At 73.9% G+C, this 19109-nt stretch carries 14 protein-coding genes; 11 read left to right on the forward strand and 3 right to left on the reverse strand.

Annotation, left to right across the window (positions count from 1 at the left end):
* Window positions 1-103: 103 nt before the first annotated feature.
* The gene (locus Athai_RS11200) at window positions 104-1978 is read left to right on the forward strand and encodes a DEAD/DEAH box helicase (RefSeq protein WP_239156870.1); all 1875 of its coding nucleotides are present in this window, start codon (window positions 104-106) and stop codon (window positions 1976-1978) included.
* Window positions 1979-2053: 75 nt separating this feature from the next.
* Here Athai_RS11200 and Athai_RS11205 read toward each other — a convergent pair whose 3' ends face one another.
* Window positions 2054-3097: an alpha-hydroxy acid oxidase gene (locus Athai_RS11205; RefSeq protein ID WP_203961444.1), complete on the reverse strand. Its 1044-nt coding sequence runs from the start codon at window positions 3095-3097 to the stop codon at window positions 2054-2056.
* A gap of 154 nt (window positions 3098-3251) precedes the next feature.
* Between Athai_RS11205 and ftsY the strand changes: the two genes are divergently transcribed.
* The 8 genes from ftsY to Athai_RS11245 all read left to right on the forward strand — a co-directional run bounded on the left by ftsY (window position 3252) and on the right by Athai_RS11245 (window position 14760).
* Window positions 3252-4484, forward strand: a complete 1233-nt coding sequence (ftsY, locus tag Athai_RS11210) for a signal recognition particle-docking protein FtsY (RefSeq protein WP_203961445.1) — start codon at window positions 3252-3254, stop codon at window positions 4482-4484.
* The gene (locus Athai_RS11215; RefSeq protein ID WP_203961446.1) at window positions 4450-5292 is read left to right on the forward strand and encodes a phosphotransferase enzyme family protein; all 843 of its coding nucleotides are present in this window, start codon (window positions 4450-4452) and stop codon (window positions 5290-5292) included. Before ftsY ends, Athai_RS11215 begins: the two co-directional genes overlap by 35 nt.
* A 150-nt stretch (window positions 5293-5442) precedes the next feature.
* The gene (locus Athai_RS11220) at window positions 5443-6783 is read left to right on the forward strand and encodes an ammonium transporter (RefSeq protein WP_420829826.1); all 1341 of its coding nucleotides are present in this window, start codon (window positions 5443-5445) and stop codon (window positions 6781-6783) included.
* Between the two features lie 3 nt (window positions 6784-6786).
* Window positions 6787-7125: a P-II family nitrogen regulator gene (locus Athai_RS11225; RefSeq protein ID WP_203961448.1), complete on the forward strand. Its 339-nt coding sequence runs from the start codon at window positions 6787-6789 to the stop codon at window positions 7123-7125.
* Window positions 7059-9533 (forward strand): [protein-PII] uridylyltransferase, encoded by a 2475-nt coding sequence (locus Athai_RS11230; RefSeq protein ID WP_239156871.1) that lies wholly within the window; start codon window positions 7059-7061, stop codon window positions 9531-9533. Before Athai_RS11225 ends, Athai_RS11230 begins: the two co-directional genes overlap by 67 nt.
* Window positions 9534-9638: 105 nt before the next feature.
* The gene (gene ffh, locus Athai_RS11235; protein WP_203961449.1) at window positions 9639-11165 is read left to right on the forward strand and encodes a signal recognition particle protein; all 1527 of its coding nucleotides are present in this window, start codon (window positions 9639-9641) and stop codon (window positions 11163-11165) included.
* A 134-nt stretch (window positions 11166-11299) separates the two neighbouring features.
* A complete protein-coding gene (locus Athai_RS11240) occupies window positions 11300-12379 on the forward strand; it encodes an amidohydrolase family protein (RefSeq protein ID WP_203961450.1) in 1080 nt (359 codons plus the stop codon).
* Window positions 12380-12492: 113 nt separating this feature from the next.
* A complete protein-coding gene (locus tag Athai_RS11245; protein ID WP_203961451.1) occupies window positions 12493-14760 on the forward strand; it encodes an FdhF/YdeP family oxidoreductase in 2268 nt (755 codons plus the stop codon).
* An 89-nt stretch (window positions 14761-14849) separates the two neighbouring features.
* Here Athai_RS11245 and Athai_RS11250 read toward each other — a convergent pair whose 3' ends face one another.
* Window positions 14850-16046 (reverse strand): hypothetical protein, encoded by a 1197-nt coding sequence (locus Athai_RS11250; protein ID WP_203961452.1) that lies wholly within the window; start codon window positions 16044-16046, stop codon window positions 14850-14852.
* Window positions 16047-16133: 87 nt separating this feature from the next.
* Here Athai_RS11250 and Athai_RS11255 point away from each other — a divergent pair, with 87 nt between their 5' ends.
* Window positions 16134-16811: a P-loop nucleotide/nucleoside kinase family protein gene (locus tag Athai_RS11255; RefSeq protein WP_203961453.1), complete on the forward strand. Its 678-nt coding sequence runs from the start codon at window positions 16134-16136 to the stop codon at window positions 16809-16811.
* 15 nt (window positions 16812-16826) lie between these two features.
* Here the strand turns inward: Athai_RS11255 and Athai_RS11260 are convergent, their stop codons facing one another.
* On the reverse strand, window positions 16827-17582 hold the full coding sequence (locus tag Athai_RS11260; protein ID WP_203961454.1) for an IclR family transcriptional regulator: 756 nt from the start codon (window positions 17580-17582) through the stop codon (window positions 16827-16829).
* Window positions 17583-17770: 188 nt separating this feature from the next.
* Between Athai_RS11260 and Athai_RS11265 the strand changes: the two genes are divergently transcribed.
* Window positions 17771-19105 carry an MFS transporter gene (locus tag Athai_RS11265; RefSeq protein WP_203961455.1) on the forward strand — a complete coding sequence of 445 codons (1335 nt, stop codon included), beginning with the start codon at window positions 17771-17773 and terminating at the stop codon, window positions 19103-19105.
* The last annotated feature ends 4 nt before the right edge of the window (window positions 19106-19109 follow it).

Genomic DNA, 19109 nt, shown 5'->3' on the forward strand with positions numbered 1-19109 from the left:
ATCGTCCGCCACCTGGTGATGCTGTCCCGTGGTGTGCTGGGCCGAAGGCCCGTTGGGCTGCGGAGCCTGTGTTGAGACGCGCCCTGTCTCCGGAAGGTTCCTGTTGACCAACCCTGTCGTGCCCACCACGTCCATCCCGAAGCAGAGTTCCAGCTCGCCCGAGCTCACCTCGCCGGACCGCAACATCACCCTCGCAGCCGCCGCGCCGGCGGACACCGCGTCGGCGGACGCCGCGTCGGCGGACACCGCGTCGGCGGACGCCGCGCCGGGGGTCAGCGCCGCGCCCGACCCCGGCGCGGCGGTCGACACCGCTGCCGGCGCCCCGTCGTCGCCCGAGCCGGCGAGTGCGCAGTCACCGGCCTCCTTCGCCGATTTCGGGCTGCCGGACCGGCTGGTCTCGGTGCTGCACCGGCGCGGGATGACCGCGCCGTTCGCGATCCAGGCGGCCACCCTGCCGGACTCGCTCGCCGGCCGCGACCTGCTCGGCCGCGGCCGTACCGGCTCCGGCAAGACGCTCGCGTTCGGGCTGCCGACCCTGGTCCGGCTCGCGGCCGGGCGGCCGGCCGCGCCGACGAAGCCGCGCGGGCTGGTCCTGGTGCCCACCCGCGAACTCGCCCTGCAGGTACGCGATGCGCTGGAGCCCCTCGGCCGCGCCCTCGACGTCCGGATCGCCGCGGTCGTCGGCGGCGCCCCGTTCGTCAAGCAGATCAGCCAGCTGCGCCGCGGCGCCGAACTGGTCGTCGCCACGCCGGGCCGGCTGGCCGACCTGATCGCCCAGCGGGCCTGCGACCTGTCCGAGGTGGAGGTCACCGTCCTGGACGAGGCCGACCAGATGTGCGACATGGGGTTCCTGCCGGCGGTCACCGAGCTGCTGGACCAGGTCCGCCCCGGCGGCCAGCGGATGCTGTTCTCCGCCACCCTGGACGGCGACGTCGACTCGCTGGTCGCGAAGTATCTGACCGATCCGGTGACCCACTCGACCGACCCGGGTACCGCGTCGGTGTCGACGATGGACCATCACCTGGTGCTGGTGTTCCCGCCGGACAAGCAGACGGTGACCGCGCAGATCGCCAACCGCGCCGGCCGCACCCTGCTGTTCGTGCGTACCCGCAGCTTCGCCGACCGGCTCGAGGAGCAGCTGCGCTCGGTCGGGGTCGCCGCGCGCGCCCTGCACGGCGGCAAGACCCAGGCGGTACGCACCCGTACCCTCGCCGAGTTCCGGGAGGGCCGGGTGACCGCGCTGGTGGCCACCGACGTCGCGGCGCGCGGCATCCACGTCGACGACGTCAGCCTGGTACTGCACGTCGACCCGGCCGGCGACGCCAAGGACTACCTGCACCGCGCCGGCCGTACCGCCCGGGCCGGCGAGACCGGCACCGTGGTGACGCTGGTGACGCCGCGGCAGCGCAAGTTCGCCGAGTCGATCGTCAAGCAGGCCGGGGTGCACGCGCGGCGACTCCGGTTGCGCCGGCTGGACGAGGCGGCGCAGCCGATCGACCCGCTGCTGGCCGAGGTCACCGGCGCCCGCGAGCCGAGTGGCGTGCCGGTCCGGGAGGCGCCCGCGCAGCGCCGCGGCCGGCCCCGCCGGGACGACCGCATCCCCGGCCAGCGCGGCCCGCGCGCTGCGGGCTCCCGGTACCGTGCCGACGACCGTGCGCGCGCCGGCGATGACCGTGCGCGCGGCGACCGGGTGCGCGAGGACCGCCGGCATGATGTCCGGCGGGGCGACGAACGCGCTGTCGACCGCGGGCACCGGGAGCGGCGCAGCGGCCACGACGACCGGGCGGCCGGACGGCCGGACGGCTTCGCCCGGCACGATGGCGCCCGCGGGCCCGCCGCGGGCCGCGACGATCGGCGGGGCGGGGGCCGGTTCGACCGCGGCGGTGACGGTCGGGACCGGTCCGGCGACCACGGCCGGCCGGCTCACCCGGCTCGCGGGGAGCGCGCGCCACGCTGGCGCTCGCAGCACTCGAACTGATCGGCCGCTCGAACCGGTCGGCCGCTCGAGCCGCCACCGGTGCCGGGCCGTCCCGGCTCCGGTCGCGGTTCGAGGTCAGCGCGGTACGGGGGTGACCAGGCCCGCCGGCAGGTCGGCCGGGGAGGTGGCGCCGGCCAGCGCCAGCCCGGCCGCCAGGTCGTCTCGCACCGCGTCGAGCGCGGCGGTCACGCCGGCTGCGCCGTCCGCCGCGAGCGCCCACAGGATCGGCCGGCCGACCAGGACCGCGTCGGCACCGAGGCCGAGCGCGGTCAGCACGTCCAGCCCGGACCGGATCCCGCCGTCCACCAGGACCGGGACCCGGCCGGACACCGCGGCGACGACCTCGGTGAGCGCGTCGCTGGTGGGTACCGCGCGGTCCAGCTGCCGGCCGCCGTGGTTGGACACCACGATGCCGGCGGCGCCGGCGTCCAGGCAGGCCAGCGCGTCGTCGCCGCGCAGGACGCCCTTGGCGAGCACCGGTATCCCGTGGCCGGTCAGCTCGTGCAGCGCATCCAGCGTGCAGGCCGGGTCCTGGGTGGTGGCCTCGAACGGGTCGACCCCGGCCGGTAGGTGCTCGACGAAGTTGACCAGGTAGTCGTCGTCGGTGACCGGGACCCCGGACAGCCGCCTCTTGGCCGCCGTGTACGGGGTGTCCATCGTCAGCACCAGCGCGCCCGCGCCGGCGTCGACCGCCCGGCGGACGACCTGCCGGCCGATCGACGCCTCGGCGTACAGGTACACCTGGAACCACCACGGGCCGGTCGCGGCGGCGGCGACGTCCTCGATGCGGCGCGAGCAGCGGGACGAGAGCACCAGCAGCGAACCGGCCCGGTGCACGCCGCGGATCGTGGCGACCTCACCGTCCGGGTGCGCGAGCCGGTGGAACGCGGTGGGCGCCGCGAGCACCGGCAGTGCCAGCTCGTCGCCGAACAGCCGGATCGCCGTGTCGATCGTGGTCATGTCGCGCCCGATCCGCGGCCGGAACCGGTAGCGGCGCCACGCCGCGGTGGCCTCACCCAGCGTGACCTCGTCCCCGGAACCGGTGGCGTAGTAGTCGTGCACCTCCCGCGGCAGCAGGTCGGCCGCCGCCCGCTGCTGCTCGGCCAGTATCCGCAACATCGGCCCCCCTCGTCGCCGGGCGGAGATGCTACCTGCCGGTTCGCCGCGCGACGGGGCATTTACCCGGTGCCCCGGACCCTCGCGGAGGGTGTCGGTCGTCGCCGGTTTCGGGCCATCCCGACGAGCCCCGGCGGGCGTCTGACAGGATTTGGGAATGGAGTACGTGCTCATCGCCGTCGGCGTCGTGGTGATCCTCGCGCTGATCGGCGTTTTCGGCCTGGTCCTGCCGCGCAACAGGCGTACGAGGCGGGAGAACGCCGAGCCGGAGGAGACCGGGCGATCCGCCGGCGGTACCGCGACCGCCACCGCGCCGAGCGCCGAACGCGGCGCGGCCCAGCCGCAGGCGCCACCCGCGGCCGAACCGGCCGGCGAGGCGACGACCGAGGCGCCGGCGGTCGAGGAGCCCAGTGCCGAGGAGGCGGTGGCGCCGCCGGCGATCGAGACGCCGGAGCCGACCGCCGGCCGGCTGGTCCGGCTACGCGGCCGGCTGGCGAAGTCGCAGAACCTGCTCGGTCGCGGTCTGCTCGCCTTGCTCTCGTCGGACAAACTGGACGCCGACACCTGGGAGGAGATCGAGGACTCCCTGCTCACCGCGGATGTCGGGGTGGAGGCGACGACGCAGATCGTGGAGCGGCTGCGGGAGCGGACCAAGGTGCTGGGCACCCGGTCCGCCGGTGAACTGCGCTCCCTGCTCGCCGAGGAGCTGGTCACCGCGCTCGATCCGGACCTGGACCGGTCGCTGCACACCACGCCGCACGACGACCGGCCGGCGGTGATGCTGGTGGTCGGCGTGAACGGCTCCGGCAAGACCACCACCTGCGGCAAGATCGCCCGGGTGCTGGTCGCCGACGGGCGCAGCGTGCTGCTCGGGGCGGCCGACACGTTCCGGGCCGCCGCGGTCGACCAGCTCGCCACCTGGGGCGAGCGGGTCGGCGCCGAGACGGTCCGGGCGCCCGAGGGCCGCGACCCGGCCTCGGTGGCGTACGACTCGGTCCAGCGGGGTATCGAGACCAAGGTCGACACGGTGTTGATCGACACCGCCGGTCGGCTGCAGAACAAGGTCGGCCTGATGGACGAGCTGGGCAAGGTGAAGCGAGTGGTCGAACGGCACGGGCCGGTCGACGAGGCGCTGCTGGTGCTGGACGCCACCACCGGCCAGAACGGGCTCGCCCAGGCCGAGGTCTTCACCCAGGTCGTGAACGTCTCCGGGGTGGTGCTGACCAAACTGGACGGCACCGCCAAGGGGGGCATCGTGATCTCCGTCCAGCGTAAGCTGGGCATACCGGTCAAGCTGGTCGGTCTGGGCGAGGGCCCGGACGACATGGCGCCGTTCGATCCGCGGCAGTTCGTCGATGCGTTGCTCGGCGAGCCGGCCGGGACGAGTTGACGTCGACCCGAGGTGGTTGGTGACGCAACGTGAGGTCCAGCTGCACGGTGGAAACACCAGCACGGTGGTGCGTGTCGGTGACACCGTCCGTCGCAATGCCGGTCCCTGGACGCCGGCCGTGCACGCCCTGCTGCGCCACCTGGAGGCGGTAGGGTTCACCGGCGCGCCGCGGGCGCTGGGCATCGACGAGCAGGGCCGGGAGGTCCTGTCGTACCTGGACGGCGAGTGCGGGGAGTACCCGATCGCCGAGCACTGGGCCACCGACGAGGCGCTGGTGACGGTCGCCCAGATGCTGCGCATGTTCCACGACGCGCAGCGCGGTTTCCGGCCGCCGGCGAACGCCGTCTGGCGCTCGTTCGGGCCGCCGCCGCCGGACACCGAGGTGATCTGCCACCACGACGCCGCGCCGCACAACGTGGTCTGGCGCCCGGACGGCACCCTCGCACTGATCGACTTCGACCTGTCCAGCCCCGGCTCGCGGATCTACGACGTGGCGTACGCGGCGTGGACGTGGGTGCCGCTGTTCTCCGACCGCGACTCGTACCAGCTGGGCTGGAAGCGGCCGAACCGGCCGCGCCGGCTGCGGATGTTCGCCGACGCGTACGGGCTGACCGAGCGGGACCGGCACCGGCTGGTCCGGGTGATCCGCAAGCGGATCGTCGACCACGTCGAGGGCATCCGGCGGATGGCGGCGGCCGGTGAGCCGGCGTTCGTCCGGATCGTGCACAAGGGTCACCTGCGCCGCCCGATGCGTGACCTGCGGCTGATCGACCACGAGCGTCAGCTGCTGGAGTATGCGATGCGCTGAGCCCGACGCCGACCCGAAACCCGCGGTAACCGGCGCGAAACAGGCCGGTACCGCGGTGTAACCGGCTCGCCGTTGGCGCCGAAACACCCGCCCGTGACGCTGTGCGTGACCGGTGGCGGGCAGCGCCGCCCCTGCACCGGTCGTCTTCGACTGCGGGAGGGCACGGGTATGAACTCGGGCGACACCGCCTGGGTGCTCGCGAGCGGCGCATTGGTGCTGCTCATGACGCCGGGGTTGGCGTTCTTCTACGGCGGCATGGTGCGGGCACGCAGCGTGTTGAACATGATCATGATGAGCTTCGCGACCATCGGCCTGGTCAGCGTGCTCTGGGTGCTGTACGGCTTCTCGTTGACGTTCGGGCCGGACTCGTTCGCCGGGCTGATCGGCAACTTCGACTACGTGGGGCTCAAGGGCACCCTCGACGCCCTGACCGGTCCCGACCACCACCAGATTCCGCTGCTGGTGTTCGGCGCCTTCCAGCTGATGTTCGCGATCATCACGCCGGCCCTGATCACCGGCGCCATCGCGGACCGCGCCCGGTTCGGCGCCTGGATGATCTTCGCCGGGGTCTGGGTCACCGTGGTCTACTTCCCGGTCGCGCACTGGGTGTTCGACTTCGCCGGCGGCAAGGGCGGCTGGATCGGTGACCGGCTGGGCGCGCTGGACTTCGCCGGCGGTACCGCGGTGCACGTCAACGCCGGTGCGGCCGGGCTCGCACTGGCCTTGGTGCTGGGCAAGCGGCACGGCTGGCCGAAGGAGCGGTTCAAGCCGCACAACCTGCCGCTGGTGCTGCTCGGCGCCGGGCTGCTGTGGTTCGGCTGGTTCGGCTTCAACGCCGGTTCCGCGCTGGCCGCCAACGGCACCGCCGGTACCGCGTTCATGAACACGCAGGTGGCCACGGGTGCCGCGATGCTCGGCTGGCTGGTGGTGGAGCGCATCCGGGACGGCAAGGCGACCACCCTGGGCGCGGCGTCCGGTGCCGTCGCCGGCCTGGTCGGCATCACCCCGGCCTGTGCCGCGCTGAACCCGCTGATGTCGGTGGTACTCGGCGTCGTCTGCGGCGCGGTCTGCGCGATGGCGGTGGGCCTGAAGTACAAGCTGGGCTTCGACGACTCGCTGGACGTGGTGGGCGTGCACCTGGTCGGTGGCGCGCTCGGCTCGCTGCTGATCGGTCTGCTCGCCACCGCCACGGTGACCGGCGGCCCGTCCGGGCTGCTGTTCGGCGGCGGGTTGACGCTGCTGGGCAAGCAGGTGATCGCGGTGCTCGCCGTCGGGGTGTACTCGTTCGGGCTGAGTTGGGTGATCGGCAAGGTGATCGACAAGACGATCGGGTTCCGGCTGGCGCCGGAGGACGAGGCCGCCGGCATCGACGGGGCCGAGCACGCGGAGGGCGGCTACGACTGGGGTGGCCTGCTGTCCGGCCGGGCGTCCGGTGCGGGCGTGTCCAAGCCGTCGCCGTCGGCCGTCGCGGCCGGCACCGGGAAGGAGTAGATCGTGCAGCTGATTTCGGCGGTGATCAAGCCGTTCCAACTGGACGCGGTGAAGGACGCGGTGCAGGCGCTCGGGGTGTCCGGGATGACCGTGACCGAGGTGTCCGGGTACGGCCGGCAGAAGGGCCACGTCGAGGTGTACCGGGGAGCCGAGTACTCGGTGGAGTTCGTGCCGAAGGCGCGCGTCGAGGTGCTCGTCGACGACTTCGACGTGGACAAGGTGGTGGACGCGATCGTCACCGCAGCGCGTACCGGCCGGATCGGCGACGGCAAGGTGTGGGTCACCGAGGTGCGCGAGGTGGTCCGGGTCCGCACCGGCGAACGCGGTGTCGATGCGCTCTGAACCCGGGGTGGCCCGGCGCTCTCACCGGGCCAGGAACGCGGGGCGGCGGCCGGCGAGCGGCCGGCGCCCCGCGGTGCCGGTGGAATCGCGCCACCGCTGGTCGGGGGGATCGGGCCGGCCGCCCGGTCGGACCGCGCGGACGCCCTGGACGCCTGGCTGGCCCGGCTGCTGCCGGCGGTGCCCGGGGTCGCCCTGCTCGCCGTCGGGGGCTGGGCCGGCGCGAGTGCCTGGCCCGCGGTGACCTGGACCTGATCCTCGTCCACGGCGGCGAGCAGGGCGTGGCCCGGGTCGCCGACGCCGTCTGGTACCCGATCTGGGACGCCGGCATCGATCTGGACCATGCGGTGCGCACGGTGCCGGAGATGCTTGCCGTCGGGCGTGCCGACGTGAAGGCGGCGCTGGGCCTGATCGACGCCCGGTACGTGGCCGGTGACCGGGGAATGGCCGAGCGGGTCCGGGCGGCCGTCCGGGTGGACTGGCGCCGGCAGGCCGCCGCGCACCTGGCCGAGCTGCACGAGATCACCGCGGCCCGCTGGGACCGGTTCGGCGAGCTGGCGTTCGAGCCGGAGGGCGACCTGAAGGAGGCGCGCGGCGGGCTGCGGGACGGGGTGGTGCTGCGCGGCATCGCGCTGGCGCAGCTGGTGCCGGGGCCCCGCGGCGCCGTCGGGGAGGCGTACCGGCGGCTGCTCAACGTCCGGGAGGCGCTGCACGCCCGCGCCGGCCGGCGGCTGGACCGGCTGGTGGCCGAGCTGACCGGCCCGGTCGCCGAACTGCTGGCGGACGCCGGCGCCGGGCTGCCGCCCGCCGATCGGGTGGTACCGGTGGGACGGCCGACCGACGTCACCGACTGGCGGCGGCTGGACCCGGGCCTGGCGCTGCGCGCGCAGATCGCGGACGACGCCCGCACCATCTCGTACGCGACGCAGGATGCCTGGCGCTCGGTGCGCCGGCTGCGCGGTACCCGGACGTCCTTCGGCGTCCGTCGCGGCCGGGTCAGCCGCCGCCCGCTGGACGACGGGGTGGTCGAGCAGGACGGCGAGGTGGTGCTGGCCCGCGCGGCGCTCGCCCCGGAGCGGGCCGATCCGGCGCTGCCGATCCGGGTGGTCGCGGCGGCCGCCCGGTCCGGGTTGCCGGTCGCCGGGCCGACGCTGGAGTGGCTGGCCGCCTCCTGCGCGGCACCGCCGGTCCCGTGGCCACCGGCGGTACGGGAGGCGTTCCTGCGGCTGCTCGGCTCGGGCCCCGGCCTGGTCGAGGCGTGGGAGGCGGCCGACCGGTACGGGCTGATCGAGCGCTGGCTGCCGGAGTGGTCGGCGGTGCGGAACTTGCCGCAGCCCGGCCCGGTGCACCGGCACACCGTCGATCGGCATCTGGTCCAGACGGTGGTGTGTGCCGCCGAGGCGTCCCGGGCGGTGTCCCGGCCGGACCTGCTGCTGCTCGGTGCCCTGCTGCACGACATCGGCAAGGGGCGTGGCGTGGATCATTCGGCTGCCGGCGCCGCGATCGCCGAACGGGTCGGCGCGCGGATGGGTCTGGAGCCCGGCGACGTGGCCGTGCTGGGCCGGCTGGTCCGCCGGCATCTGCTGCTGCCGGACACGGCCACCCGGCGCGACCTGGCCGACCCGGTCACCGCCGGTGCCGTCGCGGAGGCGGTCGACACCACCGACCTGCTCGACCTGCTGGCCGCCCTGTCGGTGGCCGACGCCACCGCCGCCGGCCCGCTCGCGGCGTCGAGGTGGCGGCTGGAGCTGATCGGCACGCTGGTCGGCCGGGTGCGCGCGACGCTGCGTACCGGCGAGTCGCCGAGCCCGAGCCCGCCGGCGCCCGAGGTGCTGGCGCTGGCCGCCGGGCCGCTGCCGGCCGTCGCCTCCACCGACGAGATGGTCCGGGTGGTGGCGCCCGGTGAACCGGGGCTGCTCGCCGCGGTCTCCGGCTGCCTCGCGGCGCACCGCCTGACGGTACGCAGCGCCGACGTGTCGCCGTTGCCCGGTTCGTCGGCGGTGGCCGTCGAGTGCGCGATCGGTCCGGACTTCGGTACCGGCCCCGATCCGGCCCGGCTCGCGGCCGATCTGCGCCGGGCGGTACGGGGGGAGTTCCCGGTGGCCGAGCGGCTCGCGGCGCGGGAGCGCGGGTACCCGCGGGCCGGCTCCGGTGCCGCGCCGCCCCGGGTCGTCTGGCACGACGGTGCAGCGACCGGCGCGGTGGTGCTCGAGCTGCGCGCGGCGGACCGGATCGGGCTGCTGTACCGGGTGGCGCGTGCGCTCGCCGGCGCGGACGCCTGGGTTCGTTCGGCCCGGATCAGCACCCTGGGCGCCTCCGCCGTCGACACCTTCTACCTGGTGGGCGAGTTCACCTCGGCCGCGCGCCGCGCCGCGGTGGCCGAGGCTGTGCTGGCTGCAGCGGCGGGATAGGCTCGGTAGGCCCAGCATCACGCCCACCGGCCGTCCAAGAGGCACCGACGGGATGGCGAGATCTATCCGGTCGGTCCCACTTCGTACCAAAAGGGATCTTTCGTCGTGTTCGATTCGTTGACCGAGCGACTCTCCGGCATCTTCACCCAGCTGCGCGGCAAGGGCCGGCTGTCCGAGGCCGACATCGACGCCACCGCGCGCGAGATCCGGCTGGCGCTGCTGGAGGCGGACGTCGCGCTGCCGGTCGTCAAGGAGTTCATCGCCCGGATCAAGGAGCGCGCCCGCGGCGCCGAGGTCTCGCAGGCACTCAACCCGGCCCAGCAGGTCATCAAGATCGTGCACGAGGAGCTGGTCGGTGTCCTCGGCGGCGAGGAGCGGCGGCTCAACTTCGCCAAGCAGCCGCCGACGGTGATCATGCTCGCCGGTCTGCAGGGCGCCGGCAAGACCACCCTCGCCGGCAAGCTCGGCCGCTGGCTGGCCGGGCAGGGGCACACCCCGCTGCTGGTGGCGGCCGACCTGCAGCGGCCGAACGCGGTCAACCAGCTGCAGATCGTCGGCGAGCGCGCCGGCGTCGAGGTGTACGCGCCGCAGCCCGGCAACGGCGTCGGCGACCCGGTGCAGGTGGCGAAGGACTCGATCGACCACGCCAGGCGGGTGCAGCGGGACGTGGTCGTCATCGACACCGCCGGTCGGCTCGGCGTGGACGCCGAGATGATGGCGCAGGCCGCCTCCATCCGCGACGTGACCAGCCCGGACGAGGTCCTGTTCGTCATCGACGCGATGATCGGTCAGGACGCGGTGGCCACCGCGGAGGCGTTCCGGGACGGCGTCGGCATCTCCGGCGTCGTACTGTCCAAGTTGGACGGTGACGCCCGCGGCGGTGCGGCACTCTCGGTCCGGCAGGTCACCGGCCAGCCGATCATGTTCGCCTCCACCGGCGAGAAGCTGGAAGACTTCGACGTCTTCTACCCGGAGCGGATGGCCTCCCGCATCCTCGGCATGGGCGACGTGCTCACCCTCATCGAGCAGGCGGAGAAGGTCTTCGAGGCCGACCAGCAGGAGCGGATGACCGCGAAGCTGGTCGGTGGCGAGCAGTTCACCCTGGACGACTTCCTGGAGCAGCTGATCGCGATCCGCCGGATGGGGCCGATCGGCAACCTGCTGTCCATGATGCCCGGCGCCGGTCAGCTCAAGGACCAGATCAACGACATCGACGACAAGCACCTCGACCGGGTCACCGCGATCATCCGCTCGATGACGCCGGCCGAGCGCGGCACCCCGAAGATCATCAACGGTTCCCGGCGGGTACGCATCGCGAACGGCTCCGGCACCACCGTCACCGACGTGAACCAGCTGCTGGAGCGGTTCACCGAGGCGCAGAAGATGATGAAGCAGATGGGCGGCATGATGGGGCTGCCCGGCCGGCGCAAGGCGACGAAGTCGCCGAAGAACAAGCGCAAGGGCAAGAAGGGCAGCAAGCAGCGGCAGCCGCGGCAGGGCGGCATGCCGGCGCTGCCGCCCGGGCTCGGCGGCCTGCCCGGCGCCGGCGGTTCGAGCGACGGCAAGGACAACGGCCTGCCGCCCGGCTTCCAGATGCCCAAGATCGACCTGTCCAAGTTCGGCAAGAAATGAGGTCGGTCCCCGTCCGACGAGACGTCGACCGGCCCGCGCGGCGTCCGGGTGCGTGCCGCTGCTCGCGCTGAGGGCCGGAGGTCGCGCAGCGGGTCCGGTCGGGTGACGTCCGGCCGAGCCGATACGGTGCGTCCATGGCGCTTCATCTGCGGGGTGTGCTGCTGCCCGACGACCAGGTCCGCGATGTCTGGCTGGTCGGTGACCGGGTCACGTTCGAGCCGGTCCGGGACGCGCAGACCGTGGTGGCCGGCGGTTACCTGATGCCGGGCCTGGTGGACGCGCACTGCCATCTGGGTATCGCCCGCGGCGCGGTGCCGGTGACCGACCTGGACACGGCCCGCGCGCTGGCCCGGATCGACCGGGACGCCGGGGTGCTCGCCGTCCGCGACGCGGGCTCGCCGCTGCACTACCCGCAGCTGGAGGACGAGCCGGACCTGCCCCGGCTGGTGCGGGCCGGCCGGCACCTCGCGCCGCCGAAGCGGTACCTGCGGGGCGTCGCGCAGGAGGTGTCCGCGGCCGAGCTGCCCGCGGCGGCCGCCGAACAGGCCCGGCTCGGTGGCGGCTGGATCAAGCTCGTGGGCGACTGGATCGACCGCGGTGCCGGCGATCTCGGGCCCACCTTCGACGAGGCGAGCGTGGCCGCGGCGGTCGACGCGGCGCACGCGGCCGGGGCCCGGGTCGCCGTGCACACCTTCAGCGAGCAGGCGGTGCGGTTCCTGGTGCGCTGCGGCGTCGACTCGGTCGAGCACGGCACCGGATTGTCGGCCGATCTGCTCGACGAGATGGCCCGGCGGGGCACCGCGCTGATCCCCACGATGATCAACATCGCCACGTTCGACGCCATCGCGGCGCAGGCCGAACCCAAGTTCCCGCGGTACGCGGAGCACATGCGGCGGCTCAAACAGGACTTCCCGCAACTGGTCGGCGCCGCGGTGGACGCCGGCGTGCCGGTCTACGTCGGTACCGACGCCGGCGGCGGCATCGACCACGGCCTGGCCGCCGAGGAGATGCTGCTGCTGCGCGACCAGGCCGGGATGGCGCCGCTGGACGTGCTGGCCGCCGCGTCCTGGCGGGCCCGGGACTGGCTCGGCCTGCCCGGGCTGGTCGAGGGCGGCCTGGCCGACGTCGTGGTGTACGAGCGGGACCCGCGTACCGACCTGTCCGTGGTGCGCGAGCCCTCCCGCCTCATCCTCCGTGGCCGCGTCCTGCGGTGAACCGCGGGGACACCCGCCGGCTCGCGACCGACTCCCGGCGCGCGCCGGACTAGGGTCGGGGGTACCGGCCGCCGCACGGTCGGGGACGAGCTTCGGGCAGGGAGGCGGTTGCGATGGCGAGCAGGGCGCCGCGGTCCGATTCCGGTGACGAGCGGATGGTCGTCTCGGCGCCGAAACGGTCCGCCGCCGGCGTGGGTGGCATCGCGCACGGGCTGTCCGCGGCGGTACGCCAGATGGGCCTGGCCCGCAGCACCCGCACGCTGCTCGCGGTCAACCAGGACGGCGGCTTCGACTGCCCCGGCTGCGCCTGGCCGGAGCCGGGGCACAAGCACACCGCCGAGTTCTGCGAGAACGGCGCGAAGGCGGTCGCCGAGGAGGCGACGCTGCGCCGGGTGGGTCCGGAGTTCTTCGCCGCGCATCCGATCTCGCAGCTCGCCACCCGTTCCGACCACTGGCTCGGCCAGCAGGGCCGGCTCACCCATCCGATGGTCCGGCGGCCCGGCTCCGATGAGTACCAGCCGATCGACTGGGACGCGGCCTACGCGCTGATCGCCGACCAGCTGCGCGGGCTGGCCAGCCCGGACGAGGCGATCTTCTACACCTCCGGGCGGACCAGCAACGAGGCGGCCTTCTGCTACCAGCTGTTCGCCCGCGCGTTCGGTACCAACAACATGCCGGACTGTTCGAACATGTGCCACGAGTCCTCGGGTACCGCACTGACCGAGACGATCGGCGTCGGCAAGGGATCGGTGAGCATCGACGACGTCGAGCACGCCGACCTGCTCGTGATCGTCGGCCAGAACCCGGGAACCAACCATCCGCGGATGCTGACCGCGTTGGAGCACGCGAAGCGCAACGGGGCGAAGATCATCGCGATCAACCCGCTGCCCGAGGCGGGCCTGATCACCTTCCGCAACCCGCAGCGGCCCAGCGGCATCGTCGGTTCCGGTACCCCGCTGGCCGATCAGTTCCTGCAGGTCAGGCTGGGTGGCGATCTGGCGCTGTTCGCGGCGTTCGGTGCGCTGCTGGCGGGCCGGGACGAGGTGCTCGACCGCGACTTCATCGACCGGTACACCGAGGGGTTCGACGACTACCGGTCGGCCCGACGCGAGGTCGACTGGGACGCGGCGACGGCGGCGACCGGGCTGGCCCGGGAGGAGATCGAACGCGCCGCGGAGGCGCTCGCCACGGCGAAGCGCAGCATCGTGTGCTGGGCGATGGGCATCACCCAGCACACCGAGGCGGTCGCCACCATCCGCGAGATCGTGAACGTGCAGCTGCTGCGCGGCATGATCGGCAAGCCGGGCGCCGGCCTGTGCCCGGTGCGCGGTCACTCCAACGTCCAAGGCGACCGCACCATGGGCATCTGGGAGAAGCTGCCGGCCTGGGCGCCGAAGCTGACCGAGCAGTTCGGCATCGAGGTGCCGCAACGCGTCGGGTACGACACGGTCGAGGCGATCCGGGCGATGCGGGACGGCCGGGCGAGCGTGTTCATGGCGCTCGGCGGCAACTTCGCCGCGGCCACCCCGGACACCGAGGTGACCGAGCAGGCGCTGCGCAACTGCGCGCTGACCGTGCACGTGTCGACGAAGCTCAACCGCTCGCACCTGGTGCCCGGCGCCACCTCGCTGATCCTGCCGACCCTGGGGCGTACCGACTCGGACATCCAGATCGGCGGCCGGCAGCGGGTCAGCGTGGAGGACTCGATGAGCTGCGTGCACGCCTCGACCGGCCGGCTGGCCCCGGCCTCCGACCAGCTGCGCAGCGAGGTGGCGATCGTCTGCCAGCTGGCCCGCGCGGTGCTCGGCGACGGCCTGCCGTGGCGCGACTTCACCGACGACTACCGGTACATCCGGGCCCGGATCGAGGCGATCGTGCCCGGGTTCGACGACTTCGAGGCGCGCTTGGACCAGCCGGGCGGGTTCGTGCTGCCGCATCCGCCCCGCGACTCGCGGACCTTCGGTACCCCGAGCGGCAAGGCCCGGTTCACCGTCAACGAGATCAGCTCCCCGGCCGTACCGCCGGGCCGGCTGCTGCTGCAGACGGTGCGCAGCCACGACCAGTACAACACCACGATCTACGGGCGGGACGACCGGTACCGCGGCATCCACGACGGGCGCCGGGTGGTCTTCGTGCACCCGGACGACCTGGCCGAGCTGGGCGTGCCGGATTCGTCCACTGTGGACATAGTCAGCGAGTGGACGGACGGGGTGGCCCGGCGCGCGCCGGGTTTCCGGGTGGTCGGTTACCCGACCGCCCGGGGCTGCGCGGCGGCGTACTTCCCGGAGACGAACGTGCTGGTACCGCTGGACTCCACCGCGAAGGGCTCGAACACGCCGACCTCCAAGGCGATCGTGGTCCGGCTGGAACCGGTGGGCTGACCGTCGCCGGCGGGCGGATCGGGTCGGCGCACGAGCCGCAGCCGGCGCACGGATCGGTGCCGGCTGCGGCTCGACCGGCGTCCGGCCGGTCAGCGGGACGACGCGTCCGGTCGCTGCGGCGACGGCGCGGCTGGCCAGTGGGACGAACCGGCCGGTCGATGCGGCGACGGAGCGGCCGGCCGGCGGGTGCGTCGCCAGTACCAGCGGGCCGCGACGGCGAGGCCCACGCCGTAGACGGCGAAGGCGCCGAGGCCGATCCAGCTGACCAGCAGCGCGTCCGCGTCGGTCGGCAGGTCACCGCGATCCACCGGGATCGCGCCGCCGGTGGCGAGGGCCAGGTCGACCACGCCGACCAGGCCGTACGGGGCGAGCGTGGCGACCCCGAGCAGCGCCGGCACCAGCAGCACCGGCCGGGCAACGCGCCGCCCGCCGAGCACCGGCAGCCACCGGGGCAGCACCCGACCCCACGGCCGGATGAGGGCGAACAGCAGCAGCACGCCGAGCGCGGCGAGCAGTGCGGTGGCGTCCAGCCCGTACGACTCCAGGGTGAGCCAGACGCCGGAGGCGCCGTTGCGGGCCGAGATCGCGAGCATCCGCGCGCCGCTGATCCCGGCGAACGTCCCGCCCAGCGCCCACACCGTCTTCATCACCGCGTACGGCAGGAACGCCGCGGCGCCGGCATACGCGGCCAGCCGTACCGGCAGCGAGGGCGTCGCCGGTACCGGCCCGGCGCGGCCGGTACCGGACCGGGCGGCGGCGCCGAGCAGTGCCACGCCGACCATGCCGACCACGTGGTCCAGCGCCGCCGGCGCGCTGTCCACCCGCTGCGCCACCGCCGCCGTGATCAGGTCCATCAGCAGGCCGAACGCGGTGGCCACGGACAGCGCGCACAGCACCGCGTAGCATCCGCGGGCGGCGCGTCGTCGCCCGCGCCGCCGGTCGAGCAGCGCGGTCGCGCCGGCCGCTGCGGCGATCGCGACCGGGTACCAGTCGAGCGCGACCGGCAGTGGATCGGTGGCCAGCGCGAACAGCGAGGTGCCGGTGACGAGCCCGGCCAGCCCCAGGCCACCGGACAGCACCGCCCAGCCGAGTACGGCGGTCCGCAGCCGGCGGGGCAGCGCCCGTACGCTCGCCGCGCGGTCGCCCCGCGGTGGCCGAACCCCGGAGTCCGGCGGGTCCGCGGAGTCCGGCGGGTCTGCGGAGTCCGGCGGGTCTGCGGAGTCCGGCGGTTCCGCCGGTACGGTGTGTCGCAGCTCTGCCGGTTCGGTGCGGTTCGGTGGGCGCATGCCGTCACCCTCGCAGCGGTCACCGGGCAGGGCGTCCCCCGCGGCGTCGAGCCGGTTCCCCCGCTTGAGGGTGGAAAGGAAGCCGAGATGGCGGAACGCACCGTGGTGCTGGTCAACGGGCTGTCCGGGTCCGGGAAGTCGACGCTGGCCCGCCAGCTGGCCGCCGCCCTGCGACTGCCGCTGTTCGGCAAGGACGTGCTGAAGGAGACGCTGGCCGATCACCTCGCCGACCCGGCCTACCTGACGGACGGCCCGGCCGCGCGCCGGCTCGGTGCCGCCGCGTCCGAGGCGATGTGGGCGCTGCTCGCCGACGCGTACGGCGGCGCGGTGCTGGAGAGCGTCTGGCTGGGTGTACGGGAGCTGGCCGCCGCCGGTCTGGCCCGCGCCGGCGTCACCCGCCCGCTGGAGATCTGGTGCGACGTCCCGGTCGAAGTGGCCCGCCGGCGGGCGACCGCCCGCTGGCCGCGGCACCCGGTGCACGTCGGCGAGCCGCACGGCGACGACCGTTGGGCGTACTGGGCGCGTACCGCCGAGCCGCTCGGGCTCGGTCCGGTGTGCCGGGTCGACACCACCGGGCCGGTCGATCTCGCCGCCGTCGTCGCCTGGATCCGTACCGGCGGCGATGCGGCACCGGCCGATGGTCCGGCGCGATCCGGCGGCACGGCGCGATCCGATGGTCCGGCAGGATCCGGCGGCACGGCACGAGCTGGCTGTCCGGCGCGATCCGGCGGTCGCGGTGACGGTCCCGACCACGGCGGCGGGTAGCGGCTGCCGGTCGAGTCAGTGCCCGGTGCCGCCGAGCGCGGCGGTGATCGTCCGGGCCGTGGCGAACAGTTCGGGGAGCGCGTCGTGCCGCGCGGCGTCGGTGAACCGGCCGCTCGGGCCGGAGATCGACAGTGCCGCGACGACCGTACCGGCGAAGTCGTGCACCGGGGCGGCGACCGCGCTGACGCCCGGCACCGACTCGTTGCTGGCGGTGGCGTAGCCGTCCGCGCGGATCCGTTCGAGCAGTGCACCGAGCCCGTCCGGGCTCGGTGGCGTGGCCATCCGCCACGCGTCCGGTCCGGCGTCGGCGAGTGCCGTGGCGCGTTGCTCGGCGGCCATCCCCGCGACGAGCACCCGGCCCGGCGCCCCGGCCCAGATCGGGTACGGGTGGCCCAGTTCGGAGGTGGTGCGCAGTTCCGAGACGCTCTGCACCTCCTCGATGAACATCCGTTCGGCGCCGAGGGCGACGCTGAGCCCGACGGTCTCGCCGGTCAGGTCGCGCAGCCGCCGCATCGGGCCCACCGCGATCCGCCGCAGGTCGAGCCCGGCCTGGTATGCGGCGCCCAGCGCCAGGGTTCGTGGGCCGAGCCGGTAGCGCCGGGTGGCCTGGTCCTGGCTGGCCAGCTGGCAGTCGTCCAGGGTCTTCAGCAGCCGGGCGACGGTGCTTTTGGGCAGCCCGACGCGGGCGGCCAGTTCCCGGACGCCGAGGCCGGCGTCGGCGGTGCGGAGCGCTTCCAGCAGCTCGACTCCGCGGCGCAGCGATTCGCTCACCGGACGTCCCTTTCTGGCGGTCGGCCCGCCTGATCGGGCGGGCAGGGGTTGACGCGGGGCCGGCTCACGCGCGAGCCTGTGCCGGACACTGTCCCATCTAACGAATCAGTGTCCCGCTGGACGGGACACTACTGCATCCGGTCGCGGTGGTGCCAGTCCGGTGCCGCGCCCTCGAAGGGAGGTCCACGATGCGTGGACGTGCAGGCGGCACGGGCACCTCGATCAGACAGATCGCCGTCGCGAGCCTGATCGGCACCATCGTCGAGTGGTACGACTTCTTCCTGTACGCGACGATGGCCACCCTGGTGTTCAACAAGGCGTTCTTCCCGACCGGCAACGAACTGCTGAGTACCCTGATCGCCTTCACCACCTTCGCGGCCGGCTTCGTCACCCGCCCCATCGGTGGGCTGATCTTCGGCCACTTCGGCGACCGGCTCGGCCGCAAGCAGATGCTCGTGATCACCATGATGATCATGGGTGGTGCGACCTTCCTGATGGGCCTGCTGCCCACCTACGGGCAGCTGGGCGTGGCCGCGCCGATCCTGCTGCTGGTGCTGCGGATGCTGCAGGGCATCGGCCTGGGCGGCGAGTGGGGCGGCGCGATGCTGATGACCGCCGAGCACGCGCCCGCCGGCCGGCGCGGCTGGTACACCAGCTGGCCGCAGCTCGGCGTGCCGATCGGGTTGCTCGCGTCCACGCTGGTGGTCAACCTGCTGAGCCGGTTCGGCTCGGCCGCCTTCGCCTCCTGGGGGTGGCGGATCGGGTTCCTGCTCAGCGCCCTGCTGGTCGCCATCGGCCTGTTCATCCGGCTGCGGGTCAGCGAGCCACCGGCGTTCGCCGAGATCGTCCGGGCGAAGCGCCAGGCCAGGCTGCCGCTGGCCGACGTGTTCCGCCGGCACCCGAAAACGACGCTGCTCGCCGTCGGTGCTCGCTTCTCCGAGAGCCTGACGTTCAACATCTACAACGCCTTCATCATCACCTACCTCACCGTCGTGCTGAAGCTGGACAAGTCGGTGGCGCTGAACGGGCTGCTCATCGCCGCGGTGGTCGGCTTCTTCGTGATCCCGGCCGCCGGGCGGCTGTCCGACCGGGTCGGCCGGCGGCCGGTGTTCATCGCCGGCGCGGCCATCGCGGCGGTGACCGCGTTCCCGCTGTTCGGCCTGATCGACACCGGTCGTACCGGCCTGATCTGGCTGGCCCTGGTGGTCGGCTGGGGCGTCGCCGCCTGCACCATGTACGGCGCGGAGGGCGCGCTGTTCGCCGAGCTGTACCCGACCCGGGTGCGCTACAGCGGCATCTCCATCGTCTACCAGATCGGTGTCCTGCCCTCGGGCGCGATCGCCCCGGCGGTGGCCACCGCGCTGGTCGCGCACTACAGCCACCAGTCCTGGCCGGTGGCCACCTACGTGCTGGTGATCGGCGTGATCAGCGTCGTGTCGTTGATGTTCCTGCCGGAGACGTTCCGGCGGGACGTGCACGCCGCCGAACCGGCTGCGATCCCGGCGACCCGCTCCGCATCCTGACCAC

It is taken from the genome of Actinocatenispora thailandica (assembly GCF_016865425.1).
GTDB classification, from domain to species: Bacteria; Actinomycetota; Actinomycetes; order Mycobacteriales; family Micromonosporaceae; genus Actinocatenispora; species Actinocatenispora thailandica.

Bases quoted from the DNA above. Each gene is read 5' to 3' on its own strand.
- ftsY (WP_203961445.1), top strand. From the start codon at position 3,252: ATGGAGTACGTGCTCATCGCCGTCGGCGTCGTGGTGATCCTCGCGCTG.
- Athai_RS11240 (WP_203961450.1), top strand. From the start codon at position 11,300: ATGGCGCTTCATCTGCGGGGTGTGCTGCTGCCCGACGACCAGGTCCGC.
- Athai_RS11205 (WP_203961444.1), bottom strand. From the start codon at position 3,097: ATGTTGCGGATACTGGCCGAGCAGCAGCGGGCGGCGGCCGACCTGCTG.
- Athai_RS11245 (WP_203961451.1), top strand. From the start codon at position 12,493: ATGGCGAGCAGGGCGCCGCGGTCCGATTCCGGTGACGAGCGGATGGTC.
- Athai_RS11215 (WP_203961446.1), top strand. From the start codon at position 4,450: ATGCGTTGCTCGGCGAGCCGGCCGGGACGAGTTGACGTCGACCCGAGG.
- Athai_RS11265 (WP_203961455.1), top strand. From the start codon at position 17,771: ATGCGTGGACGTGCAGGCGGCACGGGCACCTCGATCAGACAGATCGCC.
- Athai_RS11255 (WP_203961453.1), top strand. From the start codon at position 16,134: ATGGCGGAACGCACCGTGGTGCTGGTCAACGGGCTGTCCGGGTCCGGG.
- Athai_RS11250 (WP_203961452.1), bottom strand. From the start codon at position 16,046: ATGCGCCCACCGAACCGCACCGAACCGGCAGAGCTGCGACACACCGTA.